Raw genomic sequence first — 20668 nt, forward strand, 5'->3', positions numbered from 1 at the left:
TCAGACCACCTCTCCCTGGCGGGCCGCGGCGAGGCGGACCGCGTCGAGGATCTTCTCGTACCCGGTGCAGCGGCAGAGGTTGCCGGAGAGCGCCTCACGGATGTCCGCGTCCGACGGCGTGTCGTTGCGCTCCAGGAGCTCGTCGGCCGCGACGAGCAGACCGGGGGTGCAGAAGCCGCACTGGACGGCGCCCGCGTCGATGAACGCCTGCTGGATCGGGGAGAGCTCGGTGCCCTCACCGGTCTGCGAGTCCTGCCCCTTGGCCTTCCACTGCTGGGCGTCCTGGAGGGACGTGCCGCAGGCACCGGAAGCACAGCCGCCGCCCGGGTGGGCGCTCTCGCGGTGCTTGGCGTAGTCGGCGAGGCCCTCGACGGTGGTGACCTCGCGGCCCTCCACCTGTCCGGCCGCGACCAGACACGAACAGACCGGCACCCCGTCGAGACGGACGGTGCAGGATCCGCACTCGCCCTGCTCGCAGGCGTTCTTGGAGCCCGGGAGCCCCATGCGCTCACGCAGCACGTACAGGAGGGACTCGCCCTCCCACACGTCGTCGGCTTCCTGCTGACGGCCGTTGACCGTGAAGTTCACTCGCATTATGCGACTCCCTCAGTGCTGCGGCCCTCGCCGCGGTACGACTCCCAGGTCCAGCCGAGCGTGCGGCGGGCCATGATCCCGACGGCGTGCCGGCGGTAGTTCGCCGTTCCGCGCACGTCGTCGATCGGGTTGGCGGCTCCGGAGGCGAGCTCCGCGAACTGCTTCGCGATCGAGGGGGTGATGATCTTCTTGCTGTCCCAGAAGCCGCCCTCTTCGAGCGCCGCGTTCAGGAATTCCTCGGCCGCCTTCGCCCGGATGGGCGTGGGGGCGGCGGAACCGATGCCGGTCCGCACGGTCCGGGTCTCGGGGTGCAGCGCGATGCCGAAGGCGCACACGGCGATGACCATCGCGTTGCGGGTGCCGACCTTCGAGTACTGCTGCGGGCCGTCCGCCTTCTTGATGTGGACGGTCTTGATGAGCTCGTCCGGGGCGAGGGCGTTGCGCTTCACACCGGTGTAGAACTCGTCGATCGGGATGAGGCGCGAGCCCCGCACAGACTCCACCTCGACCTCGCAGTCGGCGGCCAGCAGGGCCGGGTGGGCGTCGCCGGCCGGGGAGGCCGTGCCCAGGTTGCCGCCGACGCCGCCGCGGTTGCGGATCTGCGGGGAGGCGACCGTGTGCGAGGCGAGCGCGAGACCGGGCAGCTCCGTGCGGAGCTCCTCCATGATCTGGGTGTACGGGACGGAGGCGCCGAGCCGGACGGTCTCCTCCCCCACCTCCCACTCGCGCAGGTCGCCGACGCGGTTGAGGTCAAGCAGGTACTCGGGACGGCGGTGGTCGAAGTTGATCTCGACCATCACGTCGGTGCCACCCGCAATCGGCACAGCCGTGGGGTGCTCGGCCTTGGCGGCGAGCGCCTCCTCCCAGCTGGCGGGGCGAAGGAAGTCCATGAGGCTCTCTTCTTCTTCGTATCGAGGGTCTTTCGCTTCGAGGGACGGGAGCATTCCGTTCCGGCCACTCGGGCCGTTGGTCCCTCGACTGCTCGTTCATGTGCTGTTAACGCGGAGTGGGCCAAGTACACCGCTCGACCGTTCGATGGGGTCAGTCACCGAAACCATGAAGGAGTTGGCTGGCCAAGCCGTGCGTCTTGTAGATTCGTATGAAGAACGGGCCCCAGCAACCTCGCGGGTTCCCCCCGGAAACCCCGGACTCACGGTGGCGCGGGGCCCCTGCGCTACAGAGCGCACATGTTTGTACACACCATTCGAGACAGATCGGCGGCGACGACACCATGCGGCTGCGCGCACTCCTTGACACCGACGCGCTGGGCCTGCGGCTGCTCGGCGGCGAGGACGAGCTGGACCGCACCGTGCGCGGTGTGATGACCACGGACCTGCGGGACCCCAGCCGCTATCTGGCCGGCGGCGAGCTGGTCCTCACCGGCCTCGCCTGGCGTCGCGACGCCTCCGACACCGAACCGTTCGTACGGGTCCTCGCCAACGCCGGCGTCGCCGCGCTGGCGGCCGGCGAGGCCGAGCTGGGCGACATCCCCGACGACATCGTGCAGGCCTGCGCCCGGCACCGGCTGCCGCTCTTCGCGGTCAACGAGACCGTGGCCTTCGCGACGATCACCGAGCACGTCGTGCGCCAGGTCTCCGGCGAGCGCGCCGGGGACCTGGCCGCCGTCGTCGACCGGCACCGCCGGCTGATGACGTCGGGCCCGGCGGGCGGCGGCCCCGATGTCGTCCTCGACCTGCTCGGCACCGACCTGGACCTGCGGGCCTGGGTCCTGTCGCCCGCGGGGCGCGTGATCGCCGGATCGGGCGCGGCCGGAAACGTCCTGCCCGCGCCGTTGTCCGCGCGGCTCGCCGGGGAGCACCTCGCGGCCGTCAGGACGGGGCGGCGCGGGCCGCACCGCGTGACGATCGACTCGGCCACGTACTCGCTGTTCCCCATTCGGACCAGTGGGCGCGGAGCGGCCGCCGCCTCGCGCGACGTGCGCGAGTCCGTGCTCTCCGACTGGGTGCTCGCGGTGGAGGCCGACGCGGGCGACTGGCCCGAGGAGCGGCTCGACCTGCTCCAGGGCGTCACCCAGCTGATCGCGGTGGAGCGCGACCGGCGCGACGCGGCCCGCACGGTGCGCCGCAGGCTGGCCCAGGAGGTCCTCGAACTGGTGCAGACGGGCGCCGCCCCCGCGGAGATCGCGGCCCGGCTGCGCGTCGCCGCGCCCGTGCTGCTGCCGGGTCTCGGCACGGCTCCGCACTGGCAGGTCGTCGTGGCCCGCGTCGAGTGGGAGGGCGGGGAGATCGACGGCGGCCCCGTCACCCAGTCGCTCCTGGAGGAGATCCTCGTCGACCCGTCGGCGTCGGGCCCCGAGCCGTCCGACCGGATCGCCGTCGCGCACACCGGCGACGAGGCGATCGCCCTCGTACCGCTGCCGGCGGTCCCGGGCGAGCACGAGGGGCCGGAGACGGGCCTGCTGGCGGACTCGCTCCTCGCCTCCGTCCACGACCCGCTGTCGGCGGGCCTGGACGGCGACGGCCGCCTCACGCTCGGCGTCAGCGCGTCCGTGCACTCGGCGGAGGGGCTGCGCGGCGCCCTGGAGGAGGCGCGGCACGCCCGCCGGGTCGCCGCGGCGCGTCCGGGCCGGGTCTGCGCGGCCGGCCACCAGGAGCTCGCCTCGCACGTCCTGCTGCTGCCGTTCGTGCCGGACGACGTGCGCCGGGCGTTCACGGCACGGCTCCTGGACCCGCTGCGCGAGTACGACCAGCGCCACCGCGCGGAGCTCATCCCGACGCTGGAGGCGTTCCTCGACAGCGACGGCTCGTGGACGCGCTGCGCGGCGCGGCTGCACCTCCACGTCAACACGCTGCGCTACCGGGTGGGACGTATCGAGCAGTTGACGGGTCGTGACCTGTCGCGTCTGGAGGACAAGCTCGATTTCTTCCTCGCGCTGCGCATGAGCTGAGGTCATCCGGGTCGGGCCCGGTCCGCGCCCCGTCGGCGCCGGCCGGGCCCGGCTCGTTTCCTTGCCCGCCCTTTGTGAATTCTTTCACCCAGCCTCTTGGCCCGGTGCCGCGATCCATGCTGAGATTCGCCCACGACTCAACAGCTCAATGGTGTGCTCGGGGAGGGCAACGTGGCGCATACCGCCATGTCTGGTACCGGAACGACTGCAGAGCACGATCCACTCCAGACCGCGGTATGGCGGCTGCGCTCACGCGGCTGCTGGACCGACGCTGCGGCGCTGCTCACCTCACGGACGGGGGCCGGGGCGGCACTCCAGAGGACGGCACTCCTGGTCGAGCGGTGCCTGTTCACCGGGGAAGGCTGGGGCGAGGCGGAGGACGGTCTGCGGACCGCGGAGGCGCTCGCCGAGGACGACGACGACCGGGGCGCGGCGGCCTGCGAACGGGGTCAACTGGCGTACGCCTCCACCGTCTTGAACGTACGTGACCGGGCCGACGAAGCGCGTACGGCGCTCGGCAGGGCCGCCGCGCTCCTCGCCCCGAACGCACCGGGGCGCCCGCTGCTCGACTTCCGCCGCGGACTGATCGCGGAGCACATCGCGGACTCCCCGCAGTCGGCGAAGGCGGCGTACCGACGGGCCCATGCGGGCGCCACCGCCCACTCCGACCCCCTGCTCCTCTCCTTCACCTGGCGCCACCTGGCCGGACTCGCCCTGCGCGACGGGGAGTTGGCGGAGGCGCGGCACGGTTTCGCGGAGTCCCTGCGCATCCGCGAGGAGCTCGGCTACCTGGTCGGCACGGCCCCCGCGCTCGCCGCCCTCGCCGACGCGGAACCGGAACCGGAGGCCACCCGCCTCCGCGCCGAGGCCACCCGCCTCTTCCGCCTCCTGGGCGGCGTCCCCTCCTGGCTGGCCCACCACCTCCAGCCACCGGCCGCCGCGGTGTGACCCGGGAGCTCCTCAGCCCGTCGCGCCCGTGAAGTGTTCGCGGACCAGGGACGAGACCACCGGCAGGTCCTGGGTGGTCAGGGCGTCCAGCAGGGCCATGTGTTCGGCCGCGTCGGCCAGGAGGTCGGCGCGGCGGGCCGCCACGGGGCCGCTCGACAGGGGCCACTGCGAGCGGCGGTGCAGGTCTTCCGCGACCTGGACGAGCTGCTGGTTGCCGGAGAGGGAGAGGACCGCGCCGTGGAAGGCGCGGTCGGACTCGGCGTAGCGGGCCAGGTCGCCGCCCGCCGCCGCCGTCGCGGTCGCCTCGGCCAGCGGCCGCAGCTCGGCCCAGCGCTCCGCGGGCACCGTGCGGGCCAGGCGCAGCATCACGGGGACCTCGATCAGCGCCCGCACCTCGGCGAGCTCCGCCAGTTCCCGCGCGCCGCGCTCGACGACGCGGAAGCCGCGGTTGGGGACGACCTCGACGGCGCCCTCGGTGGCCAGCTGCTGCATCGCCTCGCGGACGGGCGTCGCGGAGACGCCGAAGCGTTCGGCGAGGGCCGGCGCCGAGTACACCTCGCCGGGCGCGAGCTCGCCGCCGACGAGCGCGGCCCGCAGCGCGGCGAGGATCTGTCCGCGCACGGAGCTGCGCCGGACCGCCTGACGCGTCCCTGCCTGTTCGGGCACCCGGACGCGCGGCGTCCCGGCGAAAGGACCCCCCTCGCGTGCCCCGGTCTGCTCCACTGCGTGACCCGCCCTGCCTCTGATCGCTGTGAAAGGTACGAGAGGCACCATAGGCGGACACCACTGGAGTTGAAACCTCGATCACGTCGGGTAAGGTAAGGCTAACCTGCTATCGATCGCGATTCGGTGGTCCCGCGCATGTCCGTACCCACGTTGGCCGCACCCGTCCAGGGCGCCCCCAGTGCCGTAGCGGACTCCTACGCCCGCCTGGGCGAGGTCTACTCCGGACTGCGCATCACCGAACTCGGTCACGAGGAACAGGCCCCACAGGGCGGCGGCTGGGTCACCGCCGCCCGGCTCGCGGAGGGCGGGGCCGACCTCGACGCATTCCTGGCGTGGGACAACGCACAGGTCCTCAAGGACTACGGCACCCAGGCCCGCCCGGACGTGATCGCGAGCTTCGGCCTGCACCGCTACGCCTGGCCGGCCACCCTGCTCATCACGGTCCCCTGGTTCCTGCAGCGCCGCGTCCCCCGCTTCCCGGTCGCCGACGTCTCCTTCCAGCGCACGCTGGGCCGTCTGGCCGTACGCGCGGACGGATTCGCCTGTCTGCCGGACGACCCGGCCGCGGCGCGGCCCGACGCCCGCGTCGTACCGGACGAGGAGGCCCTGCGCGCGGAGGTGCGGGCCTCGGTCGCCGACCATCTGGGACCGCTCCTGGACGGCTTCGGCCCACGGATGCGGCGCCGCTCGCGCGCCCTGTGGAGCGTCGCCACGGACGAGATCGTCGAGGGTCTCTGGTACGTGGCGCACCTCCTCGGCGAGGAGCAGCGGGCGATGACGGAGCTGGAGCGGCTGCTGCCCGGCGCCACCAAGCCGTACGTCGGCACGGCGGGGTTCCGTGAGCTGACGGGCCCCAACGGCGAGACGCTGCCGACCCGCGACCGGGCGAGCTGCTGCATGTTCTACACGCTGCGCCCCGACGACACCTGCGTCACCTGCCCGCGCACCTGCGACGCGGAGCGCATCGCGCGGCTGAGCGCGGACGCCGAGGCGACCGCTTCGGCCTGAACCACTGTTCCGACCTGAACCACCGTCTCAGCCCGAACCACCGCTTCGAGCGCGTTTAATCGAACTCAACTTCCGGCACTCAGCCGCGAGTTCGAGCAAAAGTACGCCGTGTGTGCTCCCTTGCACCCCCATGGCGTCCTCTTGCGCCGAAACCCCGTGGGGTCCCTCCGGGTTGGGTCAATATGGCGCCCGATACGCCCTACCGCAATGCAAGGGACCCCCAGATGAGACTGACCGACATATCGCTGGACTGGCTGCTCCCGGGTGGCGTCCTGCTCCTGGGCCTGCTGGTGGCGGTTGCGGTGCTCACGCGCGGCAAGCGAGGCCACGCCAAAGCAGCCAAGGGAAGCGCGAGCGACGAGTCGTGGGAGCGCAGCGAGGAACGCCGCAGACGCAAGGAAGCCGTCTACGGAACCGCGTCCTACGTGCTCCTGTTCTGCTGCGCGGCCGTCGCCGCGGCGCTCTCCTTCCACGGCCTGGTCGGCTTCGGCCGGCAGAACCTCAGCCTCTCCGGCGGCTGGGAGTATCTGGTCCCGTTCGGCCTCGACGGCGCGGCGATGTTCTGCTCCGTCCTCGCCGTGCGCGAGGCGAGCCACGGCGACGCGGCCCTCGGCTCACGTCTGCTCGTGTGGACGTTCGCGGGCGCCGCCGCCTGGTTCAACTGGGTGCACGCGCCGCGGGGGCTGGGCCACGCCGGCGCCCCGCAGTTCTTCGCGGGCATGTCGCTCTCGGCGGCGGTCCTCTTCGACCGCGCGCTGAAGCAGACCCGCAGGGCCGCGCTGCGCGAGCAGGGTCTGGTGCCGCGACCGCTGCCGCAGATCCGCATCGTGCGGTGGCTGCGGGCTCCGCGTGAGACCTTCGGGGCGTGGTCGCTGATGCTCCTCGAAGGCGTACGCACCCTGGACGAGGCCGTCGAGGAGGTCCGGGAGGACCGCCGCGAGAAGGAACAGACGCGGCTGCGCAGGCGCGATCAGGAGAAGCTGGAGCGCGCGCAGCTCAAGGCCCTCAGCCGGGGCCACCGGAACTGGCAGGGCCGTGGCGGCGGCCGCCAGGTGGACGTGCAGGCCGTCGCACCGGCCGCCGGGTCCGCGCAGGTCGGCGCGGACCCTGCCATAGCGGCGCAGGAACAGCTGCCGGTACGCTCCCGTCCCTCCCTCCAGGCCGTCAGGAACGGCCCTGACGGTGCCGCCCCCGTGGCCCCCGTCACCGTCGACCTCACGGCCGAGGACGACACGCAGGCCCTGCCCCGGCTCGACTCGCTGGAGCGGAAACTGAAAGACCTGGAGCAGCAGTTCGGCTGACCGGGCCCGTACGGCGGCGGCAGGCTCAGGCCGCGCCGCCGCCGTCGAGCTCGAACCAGACCGCCTTCCCCACGCCGTGCGCCCGGACTCCCCAGGCGTCGGCGAGGGACTGCACCAGGATCAGGCCCCTGCCGCTCGTACCGTCGTCGGCGTTCGGTACCTGCGGCTCGGGCCGGTGGCCCACGAAGTCCCGCACCTCCACACGCAGGCCGTGCGGGCCGACGGTCGCCGTGACGACCGCCTCGTGATCGGTGTGCACCAGTGCGTTCGTGACCAGTTCACTGGTGAGGAGTTCGGCGATCTCGCTCTTTCCCGGTTTTCCCCAGTGCCGCAGAAGCTCCCTGAGGGCTTTCCTGACCTCGGACACCGCGCGCAGATCCGCTCTCCCCAGCCGCCGCGTGAGTTGACCCTCGTCGGGTCCGCCCCGCGTGTCACCGGTCCTCTCGTCCCGTGTTTCCGGTGAAGAGGCCCCGAGATTGCCGGGACCGCCCCCTCGTGAGTGCCTCGTCATGACCCCCGCCCACAATGCGATGTCTATGCCTCCCTTTCGAACAGCCTCACGGGATGCATGCCCCGGGCCGGTCACGGCACGCTTGTCGAATCCTCAATCAACGGCGGGGGGTGCATCCTCGAGTTGGGGGGAAGTGAAGCGGTGGACCCCACCGTCGAGCGTCCCGAGGAGCACGAGTGCACGACGACAGACTGCTGGTGGAAGGACGCCTGGAGCGGGCGCTGCGCCAGTTCATCCGGCCCGCCCAGTACACCCGGCGCACGCCGCTGACCCTCTCGGTGTGGCACGCGCCGGGCGAGCCGGTGCCCGTGGGGACCGCGCTCGAAGCGGAGTACGAGCCCTTCGAGACCGGCACCGCGTGGGGAAATCCCTGGTCGACCAGTTGGTTCCGCATTCAGGGGCAGGTGCCCGACGAGTGGCGCGGGCGCCGTGTCGAAGTCGTGATCGACCCCGGGTTCACGGGCGACGGGCCCGGCTTCCAGGCGGAGGGACTCGTCTACGACGCGGCCGGCGTCCCCCTCAAAGGCGTTCACCCGCGCAATCGGCATATTCCGGTGGCCTCTCCTGCTCAGGGCGGCGAACCGGTGCACCTACTTCTCGAAGCGGCGGCCAATCCGGCCGTTCTGCACGACTTCGTGCCGACACCCCTGGGCGACGTCCTGACCGCAGGCAATACCCCGATCTACCGATTCGCGTCTGCCGACCTCGCCGTACTCAACGAGGACGTATGGCAGCTGATCCTCGACATCGAGGTCCTTTCCGAGCTCATGCCGGAACTGGACGCCGACCGTCCGCGTCGGCACGAGATCCTGCGCGCCCTGGAGGACATGCTCGACGCGCTCGATCTGCACGACGTGCCGGGCACGGCCGCCGCCGCGCGGGCGGAACTCGCCGACGTCCTGGCGCGGCCCGCGCACGCCAGCGCCCACCGCGTATCGGCAGCCGGACACGCGCACATCGACTCGGCGTGGCTGTGGCCCCTGCGCGAGACGGTGCGCAAGGCCTCGCGGACCTTCGCCAATGTGACGGCGCTGGCCGAGGAGTATCCGGAGCTGGTCTTCGCCTGCTCGCAGGCCCAGCAGTACGCATGGGTCAAGGAGCACCAGCCGCACATCTGGGAGCGCATCAAGAAGGCGGTCGCGGACGGCACCTGGGCGCCGGTGGGCTCGATGTGGGTCGAGTCGGACGCCAACATGCCGGGCGGCGAGGCTCTCGCCCGGCAGATCACACACGGCATGCGGTTCTTCCGCGAGGAGCTCGGCGTCGAGACGGAGGAGATCTGGCTGCCGGACTCCTTCGGCTACACCGCGGCCTTCCCGCAGCTGGCGAAGCTCGCGGGCGTCCGCTGGTTCCTCACGCAGAAGCTGAGCTGGAACCAGTCCAACAAGATGCCGCACCACACCTTCTGGTGGGAGGGCATCGACGGGACCCGGGTCTTCACCCACTTCCCGCCCGTGGACACCTACAACTCGCAGTTCCACGGCGCCGAACTCGCCCACGCCGAGCGGAACTTCGCCGACAAGGGACGTGCCACCCGCTCACTGGTGCCCTTCGGCTGGGGCGACGGCGGGGGCGGACCCACCCGCGAGATGATGGAGCGGGCGCGCCGTCTGCGCTCCCTGGAGGGCTCACCGCGCGTCGAGATCGAGAAGCCGTCGGCGTTCTTCGCGGCGGCCGAGGAGGAGTACGGCGCGCAGGCCCCCGTCTGGTCCGGCGAGCTCTACCTGGAGCTGCACCGCGCCACGTACACCACCCAGGCCGCCACCAAGCGCGGCAACCGGCGCAGCGAACACGCCCTGCGCGAGGCCGAGTTGTGGTGCACGGCGGCCGCGGTGCGCGATCCCGCGTACGTCTATCCGTACGACACCCTCGACCGGCTGTGGAAGACGGTGCTGCTGCACCAGTTCCACGACATCCTGCCCGGCTCGTCGATCGCCTGGGTGCACCGGGAGGCACGCGACACCTACGAACGGGTCCTGGCCGAGCTCGACGAGATCACGGCGTCGGCCGTGCGGTCCCTGGGCGCGGGCGGACCCGCGGTGCTCAACGCCTCGCCGTATCCGCGCAGCGAGGTCGTCGACCCGGGTGACGGCATGCTGGTGCGGGTCGACGTGCCCGCCCTCGGCACGCAGAGCATCGACGCGGCACGGGACGCCGGGGCGGGCGCGGTCGCGCACACCACCGGCGACACGATCCTGCTCACCAACGAGCACCTGAGCGTCACCGTCGACGCGGCCGGGCTGCTCGCCTCCGTCAAGGACCTGGACGCGGGCCGCGAGGTGCTCGCCGCCCCCGGCAACCTCCTCCAGCTGCACCCCGACCACCCCACGCACTACGACGCGTGGGACCTCGACAAGCACTACCGGCGCCGGCACACCGACCTCACGGACGCCGACTCCGTCGAGCTCGTCGAGGACGGGCCGCTGCGGGTCGCGGTGCGGGTCGTGCGGACCTTCGGCGCGTCGCGGATCACGCAGGAGATCCGGCTCGCGGCGGGCAGCAGGCGTCTGGACGTCGTCACGGACGTCGACTGGCGGGAGTCTGAGAAGGTCCTCAAGGCGGCGTTCCCCCTCGACGTGCACGCCGAACGGTCCGCCGCCGAGATCCAGTTCGGCCATGTGCACCGGCCGACGCACGCCAACACGGGCTGGGACGCGGCGCGCTACGAGATCTGCGCCCACCGCTGGCTGCGGGTGGCGGAGGAGGGGTACGGCGTCGCGGTGCTCAACGACGCGACGTACGGCCACGACGTGACGCGCACCGAGCACGGCGACACGCTCGGCACCACGGTCCGCCTCACGCTGCTGCGGGCCCCGCACAGCCCGGACCCGGAGACCGACCAGGGCAGGCACCGCTTCACGTACGCGCTGCTGCCCGGGGCCGGGACCGGCGACGCGGTGGCCGAGGGCCTCGCGCTCAACCTGCCGCTGCGCGTCACGGACTCCCCCGTCCTGCCGTCCCTGGTGGACGTCGACCATCCGGGGGTCACGGTCGAGTCGGTGAAGCTCGCCGACGACCGCGGCGGCGACGTGATCGTACGGCTCTACGAGTCGCGCGGCGGGCGGGCGGCGACCACGCTCCGCACGTCCTTCCCGGTCGCGCGGGCGGAGGTGACGGACCTGCTGGAACGTCCGCTGCACGAGGCGGGGACCGGCGAGGCCGGGCTCGCGCTCGCGCTGCGGCCGTTCCAGATCGTCACGCTGCGGCTGCGCCCGGCCTGACGCGTTCCGGTGCCGGGGCCGGGGGAGCTGGGCAGGCCCCTACGGCCTCGGCACGTTCCGCAGGTTGGAGCGGGCCATCTGGAGCATCCGGCCCACCCCGCCGTCCAGGACGATCTTGCTGGCGGAAAGGGCGAAGCCGGTCACCATGTCCGAGCTGATCTTGGGCGGGATCGAGAGGGCGTTGGGGTCGGTCACGATGTCGACGAGGGCTGGGCCCTTGTGCGCGAAGGCGTCCTTGAGGGCGCTCGCGAGCTGCTTGGGCTTCTCCACCCGTACGCCGTAGGCACCCGCGGCGCGGGCGACGGCGGCGAAGTCCGGGTTGTGGTTCGCCGTGCCGTAGTTGGGCAGCCCCGCCACCAGCATCTCCAGCTCCACCATGCCCAGCGAGGAGTTGTTGAACAGCACGACCTTCACCGGCAGGTCGTGCTGGACGAGGGTGAGGAAATCACCCATCAGCATGGAGAAACCGCCGTCGCCCGACATCGACACGACCTGCCGCTTCCGGTCGACGAACTGGGCGCCGATCGCCTGCGGCAGGGCGTTCGCCATCGAGCCGTGGCTGAAGGAGCCGATGATGCGGCGCTTGCCGTTCGGGGTGAGATAGCGGGCCGCCCACACGTTGCACATGCCGGTGTCGACGGTGAACACCGCGTCGTCGGCGGCGAGGTCGTCGAGGACCGAGGCGACGTACTCGGGGTGGATCGGGACGTGCTTCTCGACCTTGCGCGTGTACGCCTTCACCACGCCTTCCAACGCGTCGGCGTGCTTCTTCAGCATCTTGTCGAGGAACTTGCGGTTCGACTTCGGCGAGACGCGCGGGGTCAGACAGCGCAGCGTCTCGCGCACGTCGCCCCAGACGGCGAGGTCCAGCTTCGAGCGGCGGCCGAGGCGCTCGGGCCGGACGTCGACCTGGACGATCTTCACGTCGTCCGGCAGGAAGGCGTTGTACGGGAAGTCGGTCCCGAGCAGGATCAGCAGATCGCATTCATGTGTGGCTTCATAGGCGGCGCCGTAGCCCAGCAGGCCGCTCATGCCCACGTCGTAAGGGTTGTCGTACTGGATCCACTCCTTGCCGCGCAGGGCGTGGCCCACCGGCGACTTCACCTTCTCGGCGAACTCCATCACCTCGGCGTGCGCGCCCGCCGTGCCGCTGCCGCAGAACAGGGTGACCCGGTCGGCCTCGTCGATCATCGCGGCGAGCTGCTCGATCTCCGCGTCGCCGGGCCGCACGGAGGGACGCGACGTGACCAGCGCGGTCTCGCCGCCCTGCTCCGGCGCGGGCTCGCCCGCGACATCACCGGGCAGCGACACCACACTCACACCGCTCTGCCCGACGGCGTTCTGGATGGCGGTCTGCAGCAGCCGCGGCATCTGCTTCGGCGTCGAGATCAGCTCGCTGTAGTGACTGCACTCGCGGAACAGCTGGTCCGGGTGGGTCTCCTGGAAGTACCCGAGCCCGATCTCGCTCGAAGGGATCTGTGCGGCGAGCGCGAGAACGGGGGCCATGGAGCGGTGCGCGTCGTACAGACCGTTGATCAGGTGGAGGTTGCCGGGGCCGCAGGAGCCCGCGCAGGCGGCGAGGTTCCCGGTGATCTGGGCCTCGGCACCGGCCGCGAAGGCGGCGGTCTCCTCGTGCCGCACCTGGACCCAATCGATGTCCTTGGTGCGTCGGATGGCGTCCACGACCGGGTTGAGGCTGTCGCCGACGACTCCGTACAGGCGCTTGACGCCCGCGCGCACGAGGATGTCGACGAACTGCTCGGCGACGTTCTGCTTGGCCATGCTGTACGCACCTTCCGACGCTGGTGAACCGTGATTCACCCCGTGTGACCCGTGGACCAGGACTTCACTCGCACTTCGTCCCTGTCTCTGGTCCATGAATTCACAGGTGCGGCGGTCATGCCTCCCAGACCGCGGCGGCGGTGCGGTCGTCGGCGTATCCCTTGACCCTGACCTGGATGTCGGCCAGGAACGCGGCGAGGCCCGGCGGGCCGCCCTTCTCCCATCTGCGGGTGAGGTGTTCGGCGAGCTCGGGCTCGCCGCGCAGCGGCTCGGCGAGGCCCTCGCTGCACAGGACGAGCGTGTCACCCGGGCGGGCGACGGAGGCGCGGAAACGGAAGGGGTCGCGGGGCGGCTCGGGGGCGGGTTCGTACGGGCTCGGGGGTGTGGTGATCCCCAGCTCCATGGTGAGCCGATCGCTCTCCTCCGTCTGCCGGGGCGGGGGCGGCGAGCCGAAGCCGACGACGGCCTCACCGGTCGCGTCGGCGACGCGCGGCTCGATGTCCTGCCACTCGCCGTCGCGCAGCCGGAAGAGGCCGCCCGCGCCGACGCCGAAGAACACGCGCGTGCGGCACGCCGGGTCGGCGGGCAGCAGCAGACACCTCAGGGACGCGGCGTACTCGTCCGGCTCAAGGCCCAGGTCGACGGCGTGCGCGCGGAGCTTGCCGAGGCTGCGGTCGGTGAGGCGGTGCAGGCCCGACTTCAGGTCGCCGCGCCGGGCGGCCCTGATGTCCTCGGCGAGCCGGGCGTGACTGCGACCGACGGCCCGTCCGATCCAGTCGCACGCCTCGGCGGCGGCGCGGTGCGCGCCGGGGGTGGCGCGAGCACCGGTCGCCATGGCGACAAGAACCAAAGCATCCTCCCCGCTCCCGAACCGAGCGGTGAGCAGCGCGTCGCGCCGGGGCTCGCCCCGGTACCGGGCGGAGTCCCCGCGCACGGAGGCGGCCCGCAGCGTACCGGCCCCGTACCGGGCCCCGTCCAACACGGTGTCGGCGACGAGGTCCCCGAGGTCGTCGGGATCGGCGGCGGGCAACACGGTCGGCTCGGCCTCATAGGTGGGCGGCCCGTCCCCCACGTAGGGGGCACCGTCATCGGCCGGTCGCGGAGACGCACCGTGGGAGCCGGGCGGAAGCGCCCCGACCCGGTCCCCTTCCGTGGCCGCGTCGGAACAGTCACCCCCGGCCTGCCCACCCGGAAAGGTCACGGGCCCACCGGGACGGGTGGGAGGCGCCCACGGAGCGGGGGCGGTGAAGGTGGGAGGGGTACGCGGGGCGGGGGGCCGGGCGGGACGGGCGGGACGTTCGGGAATGGCGGGGGGCTCGGGGGGTTCCGGCCGGTCGGCCGGGGTGCGGGAGGCCCCCGGAGGGTGGGGCGGACCGGCCGCGCCGGGCGGTGCGTCGTCGCCACGGGGGCGCGGGGCGGCGGAGGGGGCAGGAGGTGCCGGCGGGCCCGACGGTGCGCGGGGCGGCCCGACCGTATCGGGCCGGGGGGACGCGGAGGGGCCTGAAGGGCCCGGCTGCTCGGGGGCGGGGCCGGGCGGGCTTGCCGCGTCGGCTGACGCGTTGCCGCCGTGGGAGGGCCTCGGAGCTTCCGGCCGACCTGCCGGGGTGCGGGCGGCCGGTGGGGCCGGAGGTGGGGCGGGCGGGTCGGGTGATGTGCCGCCGCCGGGGCCAGGGGAGGCGGAGGGCTCCGCAGGCCACGGTTGAGCGGGGGCGGGAGGCTGGGGTGGGGTCTCCGGGGTGTTGGCTGCGGCGCCGGGGGCGTCCGCGTCGCGTCCGGACCCGGGGCGGACGTCGACGGGGGCCGGAGAGGCATCCCCAGTGGGCGGGCGCTGCGCCGGGAAGGCGTCCTGGAGCGCGTTGGACGCCGAGGCGTATCTGTCGTCCAGGGTGTCCGGCGCCAAAGACGGGCCCGTGTCCGGCGCGGCGTCGTCGTACAGCTGTCCCCACCAGTCGTCGTCGCGACCGCCGGGCCTGTCCCCCTGCTGGCTCATGCCCCTAATTTTCCACCGCGACGGCCGCACGAAAACGGTGCATCCGGAAATTCCGGCCATCTCGGCGACGAAGGCGACGACAAGGGCCGCCGGGCGGGCCCACCCCCCACAGGAGGACCGCCCGGCGGGACCAGGGTGGCTAGCGCACGTCGTAGGCGCGGGCCACGGTTTGTGTGACGGAGTTGCCGTGGGCGTCCGTCAGTCGGGTTCTCAGCCAGACCGGCTTGCCGGAAGCGTCCGCGTGGTTCACGGTCGCGCTCCACTTTCCGCCGTGCTCGGCGGTGGTCGCCGCCGTCCACGTCCGGCCCTCGTCGTACGAGTACGACAGCTTCGCTTCGGTGAGCGCGCCGGGCTCGTAGCCCGCGTGCCCCGTCACACCGAGTTCAATCCGCTGTCCGTCCTTCGCGGGCAGGGTTTTCAAGCCGTCCTCGGCGAGCGCGTACCGCGGGAAGAGCATCGGGATGCCCTGCGACGCCGCGTCCTCGTCGAGGTGCGAGCGGAACGACCACGTCGTCTCCGTCGACGTCGACCGGTTCCACACGCGCGAGCCGAGCTTCATGGTGGTGAGGGTCATGTCGTACGCGGAGTCCTCGGCCGGGACCGTGAACACCCCTGAGGGCCACCCGGACTCCCCCACGAGCTCGCCGTCCCGTTCGAGCCGGACGGAGCCGATGTCGCCGAAGCTGCCCTGGATTCCGCCGTGTTCGGCGTCGGCCCAGAAGCCGGGGGCCACCCCGATCAGGTTGCCCTGGCGCTCACCGGCGAGCGCGGGCCTGCCCGCGGCGTCGCGGGGCGCGCCGGGCGTGAGGACACCCTCGTACCAGGTCTCCTTGCGCCGCTCCCCCTTCTTGTACGTGCGCACGGGGTCGATCATGAACTCGCCGTACGGGAAGCTGCTGGACACCTGGTGGCCCCAGCCGGTCGTGCCCGCCGAGTAGTACTCGGTGCGCTTGCCGGGCGCGGGGACCGACGCGAGGTTGCCGAAGTAGATCTCCAGGCCGGTGGGGCGCACCGCGGAGGGCAGGTCCACGTAGTCCGTGGCCTGGCCCATGGCACGGTACGTCGCCTCGTTCGCGGCGAGGTCCTTGTCCCGCACGCGGTAGGTGCGGTCGTCGCGGATCTGCCCGGTCTCGGGGAACGCGAGGTTGTAGACGTAGGGGCTGCTCGCCGTGGCCCGCCACTTCAACTCGGCCTTGCCGGAGTCCAGTCGGGACAGGACGTACGCCGCCTCGTCCGGCTGGATGCCGAGGACCGGCAGCGGGGACCCGGTGAACCCGGCGGACGGGTACCAGCGGCCGGGTGCCGCGCGGTGGGCCAGGACGGCGAGCGCGCCGGCCGCCTTCGCGTCGCGGGCCACGGCAGCCACGTCACCGCTGTCGGGCGCCGCGACGAGCGCGATCCTGCCCTTGACGCCCGCCGCTTCGAGCTCCTGCGCCGTGCCCGACTTCGCGTCGACGACGGCGGCCCTGCCCGTCCCGTCGAGGTTCGCGGAGCCGAGGGAGGCGGTCAGCGGGTGCAGCTTCTTGCCGCCGACGAGGGAGAGTTCGGAGATCTGAGGTGCCGCGGCGCGCCAGTAGCTCCCGGACTCGAAGGTGCCGTCTGCCGGCTTGCCCTCGACGGACTGGTAGTAGGAGCGGACGGTGCGCGGTCCCGCGACGGTGCCCGCGTGCAGCCAGTTGTCCTTGCCCCAGGTGCGGGCGAACGCGAGGGTGGCGCCGCGCGCTTCGGAAGCCTTGTCCGTCTTGACGGTGAGGCGGTGTGCCTTGCGGGCGTCGAGGGTGACCGTGGTGTCCTTCTTCACCTCGATCTGCGGGCGGGCGAGATGGGTGAGGGAGTCCGTGAGCTTCTGGTTGCCGCCCTCGGCGTCCGGCGTGTCGACGAACCCGGTCAGGAAGTAGGCACCGGGGCGGACTTGGTACGTCTGGTCGTTCGCGCCCTCGTTGAAGCGCCGCTCGCCGGTGGCGGTGTCGGTGCCGATGAGATCGACGGATGACGTGCCGTCAGCGGGCTTGCCGTTGCGGTCGATCAGCTTCACGCGGAGGCTGACGGTCTCCGGCTGGACGTACAGGGAGAAGGGCGTCGAGACGCGGGTGCCGTCCTCCGCGGTGGCGAGGACGCGTCCCGTGACGTCGCCGTACTGGGCGCGCTTCAGGTCCGCGTCGGGGGTGACCTTCAGCGGCACCCGCACGGTGGCCCCGGCGGGGACGGTCACGGAGCGCTTGCCGAGCCGGGCGACGTCGGAGCGGACGGGAGAGCCGTCGTTGCCGGTGAGACGGTCCACCGACAGCTTCAACTCGACTTTCTTCCCCGTGGTGTTGGTGTAGGGAACGTCGACCGTGGTGCGGTCGGAGGAGTCCTGCGGCCAGCCGAAGCTGCCTCCCCGCACGGCGGGCGAACCGAGCACCTTCTGGTCGATGGCGGCCTTGGCGTCGAGGCGCCCGCCGCCGGTCTCGCGCGCGTCCCCGGGCACCCGGCTGTCGGCGGACGAGACGAGCGCCGCCTTGATCCGCTGGGCGCTCCAGTCGGGGTGGCGCTGCTTGACCAGCGCGGCAGCACCCGCGACGTGCGGGGTCGCCATCGACGTACCGCTCATGGACTGGTACGCGTGCACGCCCCTGCCGCCCGCGGCCGCGGCGGAGATGCCGACGCCGGGCGCGGCGATCTCCGGCTTGAGGGTGTGCGAGCCGTACGCGGGGCCGCGGCTGGAGAAGGACGCGGTGCTGTCGTCCCGGTCGACCGCGCCGACGGTCAGGACGCCGGGCGCGCAGCCGGGCGAGGAGACGGAGTTGAGGGACGGCCCCGTGTTGCCCGCGGCGATGACGAAGAGCGTGTTCTTCGCGGACCGCGCGAGCTCCTCCGTCGCCGTGCTCATCGGGTCGGTGCAGTCGGTCTGCGCCGGGTTGCCGAGGCTCATCGAGACGACGTCGGCCTTCTGGTCGACGGCCCACTGCATGCCCTCGATGATCCACGAAGTGGCGCCGGACCCGCTGTCGTTGAGGACCTTGCCGTGCAGCAGCTCGGTGCCGGGCGCGACGCCCTTCTTCTTGCCGCCGCTCGCCGCGCCGGAGCCGCCGACGGTGGAGGTGGTGTGGGTGCCGTGGCCCTGCCGGTCCTCGTTGTCCGGGGAGTCGGTGAAGTTCTTCGCCGCGCCGATGCGGCCCTTGAGGTCGGGGTGCTCGGCGTCGGCGCCGGTGTCGAGGACGGCGACCTTGGTGCCCTTGCCGTCGTATCCGGCGGCCCAGGCCTCGGGGGCGTGCACCTGCTTGGTCGACCGGTCGAGGGTGGCCTCGACCTTGGCGTCGAGCCACAGCTTCTTCAGATCACCCGCGGCACGGGACCTGGGGTCGGTGATCTCCGCCCAGAAAGCACCGGCCTTCTTCTTGTCGGCCTTCAGGGCGACGCCGTCGACGGGTTCGAGGACGGGGCCGCGCTCGGCGCCGCGCGGAGTGGCGGGCACCGCGCGGGCGACGTCGACGGACTTGTCGTACACGGCGATGAGCGGCAACTTCTCGGCGTGCGCGTCGTCGTAGCCCTGGCGGACGAGCCCCGTGACGTTGAAGAGCTCCTCGTCGACGAGGCCCTCGGCGATGGCGTGGACGGCGCCCTCGGGGTAGACGTACAGGTCTTTGCCCGACTGCCGCGTCTGGACCAGCGGCGTCGTGCCGTCCTCGGCGGGCAGCGCGGACGCCCCCGCCCCGTTCTTGCCGTGGGATCTGACCAGGATCCGGTCGCCGGTGACGAGGGTGACGACGGAGCCGCCCTCGCGCTGGGGGGCGCTGCCCACCAGTGGCCTCTTGTCCGCCGTGTCCGCACGTGGCTCGGCCACGGACGGAACGGCCGCGGTGACGGCGAGGGCGACGGCGGACGCCGCTCCCAAGGCCGTACGCGATATCGGGCGCATCGCTCTCCCCAGGGTTGGTGGACATGCGGGAGCACGGCCAAAGCGGCCCAAAGGCCCCGAACATGGCCGTGGTTGGTGCTCGGTCGGTGCTGCGGTGGCGTCACCTTGTCATCGGGACGGGCGGTACGGGGATGATGTCCTCGGGCGGGTTTACGCCGTGGCTGTTTCCCGCCACGACGCCGCCGGAACGGAGCGGGGCTCGGAACGGAGCCCGAGGGAGGGGCGTCGCCGCATGCTGGCTGCGATAGGTCTGGACGAGACGCACGAGTCGGCGTACCGGGCGCTGGTGTCGGTGGGCGCCGCCGACGTGCCCGATCTCGCGCGCAGGCTCACCCTCGGCGAACCGGAGACCGAGCGGACGCTGCGCCGCCTGGAGCGGCACGGGCTCGCCGCGCAGGCGTCCGGCAGGGCCGGCCGCTGGGTGGCGGCGCCGCCCGGCGTGGCGCTCGGCGCGCTCCTCACCCAGCAGCGGCACGAACTGGAGAAGGCGGAGCTGGCGGCGACGCTGCTCGCCGAGGAGTACCGCGCGCAGGCCACCGAGCCGACCGTCCACGACCTGGTCGAGGTGGTCACCGGCGCGGCCGCCGTCTCCCAGCGCTTCCTCCAGCTCCAGCTGGGCGCGACCGACGAGGTGTGCGCCCTCGTGACCGGCAGCCCCGTCGCCATCACCGGCACGGAGAACAGCGCCGAGGAGCAGGCGACGGGGCGCGGCGTGCGCTACCGCGTCGTCGTCGAGCGCACCGTCCTCGACCTCCCGACGGGCCTCACCGAACTGTCGGCGGCGATCGGCCGCGACGAGCAGGTGCGGGTCGTGGACCGCGTCCCCACCAAACTGGTGATCGCCGACGGCTCGCTCGCGATGGTGCCGCTGACCTCGCGGACGGCGGAGCCCGCCGCGCTCGTCGTACACGCCAGTGGTCTCCTGGAGTCGCTGTCGGGCCTCTTCGAGGCGGTGTGGCGGGAGGCGCTGCCGCTGCGCATCGGCGAGGACGGCGGCACGCTCACCGAGGACGCGCCGGAGGGCCCCGACGGCACGGACCTGGAGATCCTCTCCCTCCTCCTCGCCGGCCTGACGGACGCGAGCGTCGCCAAACAGCTCGACCTCGGCCTCCGGACCGTGCAGCGCCGGGTGAAGCGTCTGATGGAGCTGGCGGGCGTGACGACGCGGCTCCAGCTGGGCTGGCACGCGTACGAACGCGACTGGGTGGCACGCCGCCCGCCCCGCGGGCCCGCAGCACCAGGACTAACCTGACCTGCGGTTTCACCGGATCTGCGGCACTCTGGGCAGATGGGAGCGTGGGAACTCCTGCTGGTCGGCGTGGTCATGCTGCTCGGCCTGTGCGGAGTCTTGGTGCCCGGCGTGCCGGGGGCGTGGCTGGTGTGGGCCGCGGTCCTCTGGTGGACCCTGCAGGACCCGAACGGCCTCGCGTGGGGCATCCTCGTCGGCGCGACGCTCGTGCTCCTCGCGGCGCAGGCGGTGCGCTGGCAGCTGCCGCCCCGACGCCTGCGCGAGAGCGGCGCGACGCGCCGGATGGCGGTCTTCGCCGGGGCGGGCGCGCTGCTCGGCTTCTGCGTCCTGCCGGTGATCGGCGCGATCCCCGGTTTCGTCGCCGGAATCTACGCCGGAGAACGCCTGCGGCTGGGCGGCCATGGCGAGGCGCTGGCGGCAACCCGCACGGCCATGCGCATGGGCGGAAGCAGCGTACTGACGGAACTCTTCGCGTGCCTGCTCGTGCTGGGGGCGTGGTTGGGGGCGTTGATCTGGGGGTGAGGGGGCG

Annotated in this window: 14 protein-coding genes; 7 read left to right on the plus strand and 7 right to left on the minus strand. The window is 72.5% G+C overall.

From position 1 onward, the window contains the following. Both DEJ48_RS07850 and DEJ48_RS07855 read right to left on the minus strand, forming a co-directional pair. On the minus strand, positions 1-594 hold the full coding sequence (locus tag DEJ48_RS07850) for a (2Fe-2S)-binding protein (RefSeq protein ID WP_150215475.1): 594 nt from the start codon (positions 592-594) through the stop codon (positions 1-3). After that, positions 594-1484 (minus strand): FAD binding domain-containing protein, encoded by an 891-nt coding sequence (locus DEJ48_RS07855; protein ID WP_150215476.1) that lies wholly within the window; start codon positions 1482-1484, stop codon positions 594-596. The genes DEJ48_RS07850 and DEJ48_RS07855 overlap by 1 nt, the downstream gene beginning before the upstream one ends. A gap of 341 nt (positions 1485-1825) precedes the next feature. Here DEJ48_RS07855 and DEJ48_RS07860 point away from each other — a divergent pair, with 341 nt between their 5' ends. After that, complete coding sequence (locus DEJ48_RS07860) at positions 1826-3502, plus strand: PucR family transcriptional regulator (protein WP_150215477.1); 1677 nt, start codon at positions 1826-1828, stop codon at positions 3500-3502. A gap of 186 nt (positions 3503-3688) precedes the next feature. After that, positions 3689-4450, plus strand: a complete 762-nt coding sequence (locus DEJ48_RS07865; RefSeq protein ID WP_223831949.1) for a hypothetical protein — start codon at positions 3689-3691, stop codon at positions 4448-4450. A gap of 12 nt (positions 4451-4462) precedes the next feature. Here DEJ48_RS07865 and DEJ48_RS07870 read toward each other — a convergent pair whose 3' ends face one another. Beyond that, positions 4463-5173 (minus strand): GntR family transcriptional regulator, encoded by a 711-nt coding sequence (locus tag DEJ48_RS07870; protein ID WP_150215479.1) that lies wholly within the window; start codon positions 5171-5173, stop codon positions 4463-4465. Positions 5174-5311: 138 nt separating this feature from the next. Between DEJ48_RS07870 and DEJ48_RS07875 the strand changes: the two genes are divergently transcribed. Both DEJ48_RS07875 and DEJ48_RS07880 read left to right on the plus strand, forming a co-directional pair. After that, entirely contained in the window at positions 5312-6184 is an 873-nt protein-coding gene (locus tag DEJ48_RS07875) for a (2Fe-2S)-binding protein (protein ID WP_150215480.1), read from the plus strand. A 224-nt stretch (positions 6185-6408) separates the two neighbouring features. Continuing rightward, a complete protein-coding gene (locus DEJ48_RS07880) occupies positions 6409-7485 on the plus strand; it encodes a DUF2637 domain-containing protein (protein ID WP_150215481.1) in 1077 nt (358 codons plus the stop codon). Between the two features lie 25 nt (positions 7486-7510). Here the strand turns inward: DEJ48_RS07880 and DEJ48_RS07885 are convergent, their stop codons facing one another. Beyond that, a complete protein-coding gene (locus tag DEJ48_RS07885; RefSeq protein WP_150215482.1) occupies positions 7511-7996 on the minus strand; it encodes an ATP-binding protein in 486 nt (161 codons plus the stop codon). Positions 7997-8172: 176 nt separating this feature from the next. On the opposite strand from DEJ48_RS07885, the gene DEJ48_RS07890 reads away from it, so the two are divergent. Next, positions 8173-11217, plus strand: a complete 3045-nt coding sequence (locus DEJ48_RS07890; RefSeq protein WP_150215483.1) for an alpha-mannosidase — start codon at positions 8173-8175, stop codon at positions 11215-11217. A gap of 39 nt (positions 11218-11256) precedes the next feature. Here DEJ48_RS07890 and DEJ48_RS07895 read toward each other — a convergent pair whose 3' ends face one another. The 3 genes from DEJ48_RS07895 to DEJ48_RS07905 form a co-directional block, all read right to left on the minus strand. Then, a complete protein-coding gene (locus DEJ48_RS07895) occupies positions 11257-12999 on the minus strand; it encodes a pyruvate dehydrogenase (RefSeq protein ID WP_150215484.1) in 1743 nt (580 codons plus the stop codon). 115 nt (positions 13000-13114) lie between these two features. Further along, a complete protein-coding gene (locus DEJ48_RS07900; protein WP_411757434.1) occupies positions 13115-15049 on the minus strand; it encodes a protein phosphatase 2C domain-containing protein in 1935 nt (644 codons plus the stop codon). Between the two features lie 79 nt (positions 15050-15128). Beyond that, complete coding sequence (locus tag DEJ48_RS07905; protein ID WP_150215486.1) at positions 15129-18890, minus strand: S8 family peptidase; 3762 nt, start codon at positions 18888-18890, stop codon at positions 15129-15131. 232 nt (positions 18891-19122) lie between these two features. Between DEJ48_RS07905 and DEJ48_RS07910 the strand changes: the two genes are divergently transcribed. Beyond that, on the plus strand, positions 19123-20142 hold the full coding sequence (locus tag DEJ48_RS07910; RefSeq protein ID WP_150215487.1) for a helix-turn-helix transcriptional regulator: 1020 nt from the start codon (positions 19123-19125) through the stop codon (positions 20140-20142). A 36-nt stretch (positions 20143-20178) separates the two neighbouring features. Continuing rightward, complete coding sequence (locus DEJ48_RS07915) at positions 20179-20661, plus strand: DUF456 domain-containing protein (protein WP_150215488.1); 483 nt, start codon at positions 20179-20181, stop codon at positions 20659-20661. The last annotated feature ends 7 nt before the right edge of the window (positions 20662-20668 follow it).

It is taken from the genome of Streptomyces venezuelae (genome assembly GCF_008642315.1).
Lineage (GTDB): Bacteria > Actinomycetota > Actinomycetes > Streptomycetales > Streptomycetaceae > Streptomyces > Streptomyces venezuelae_D.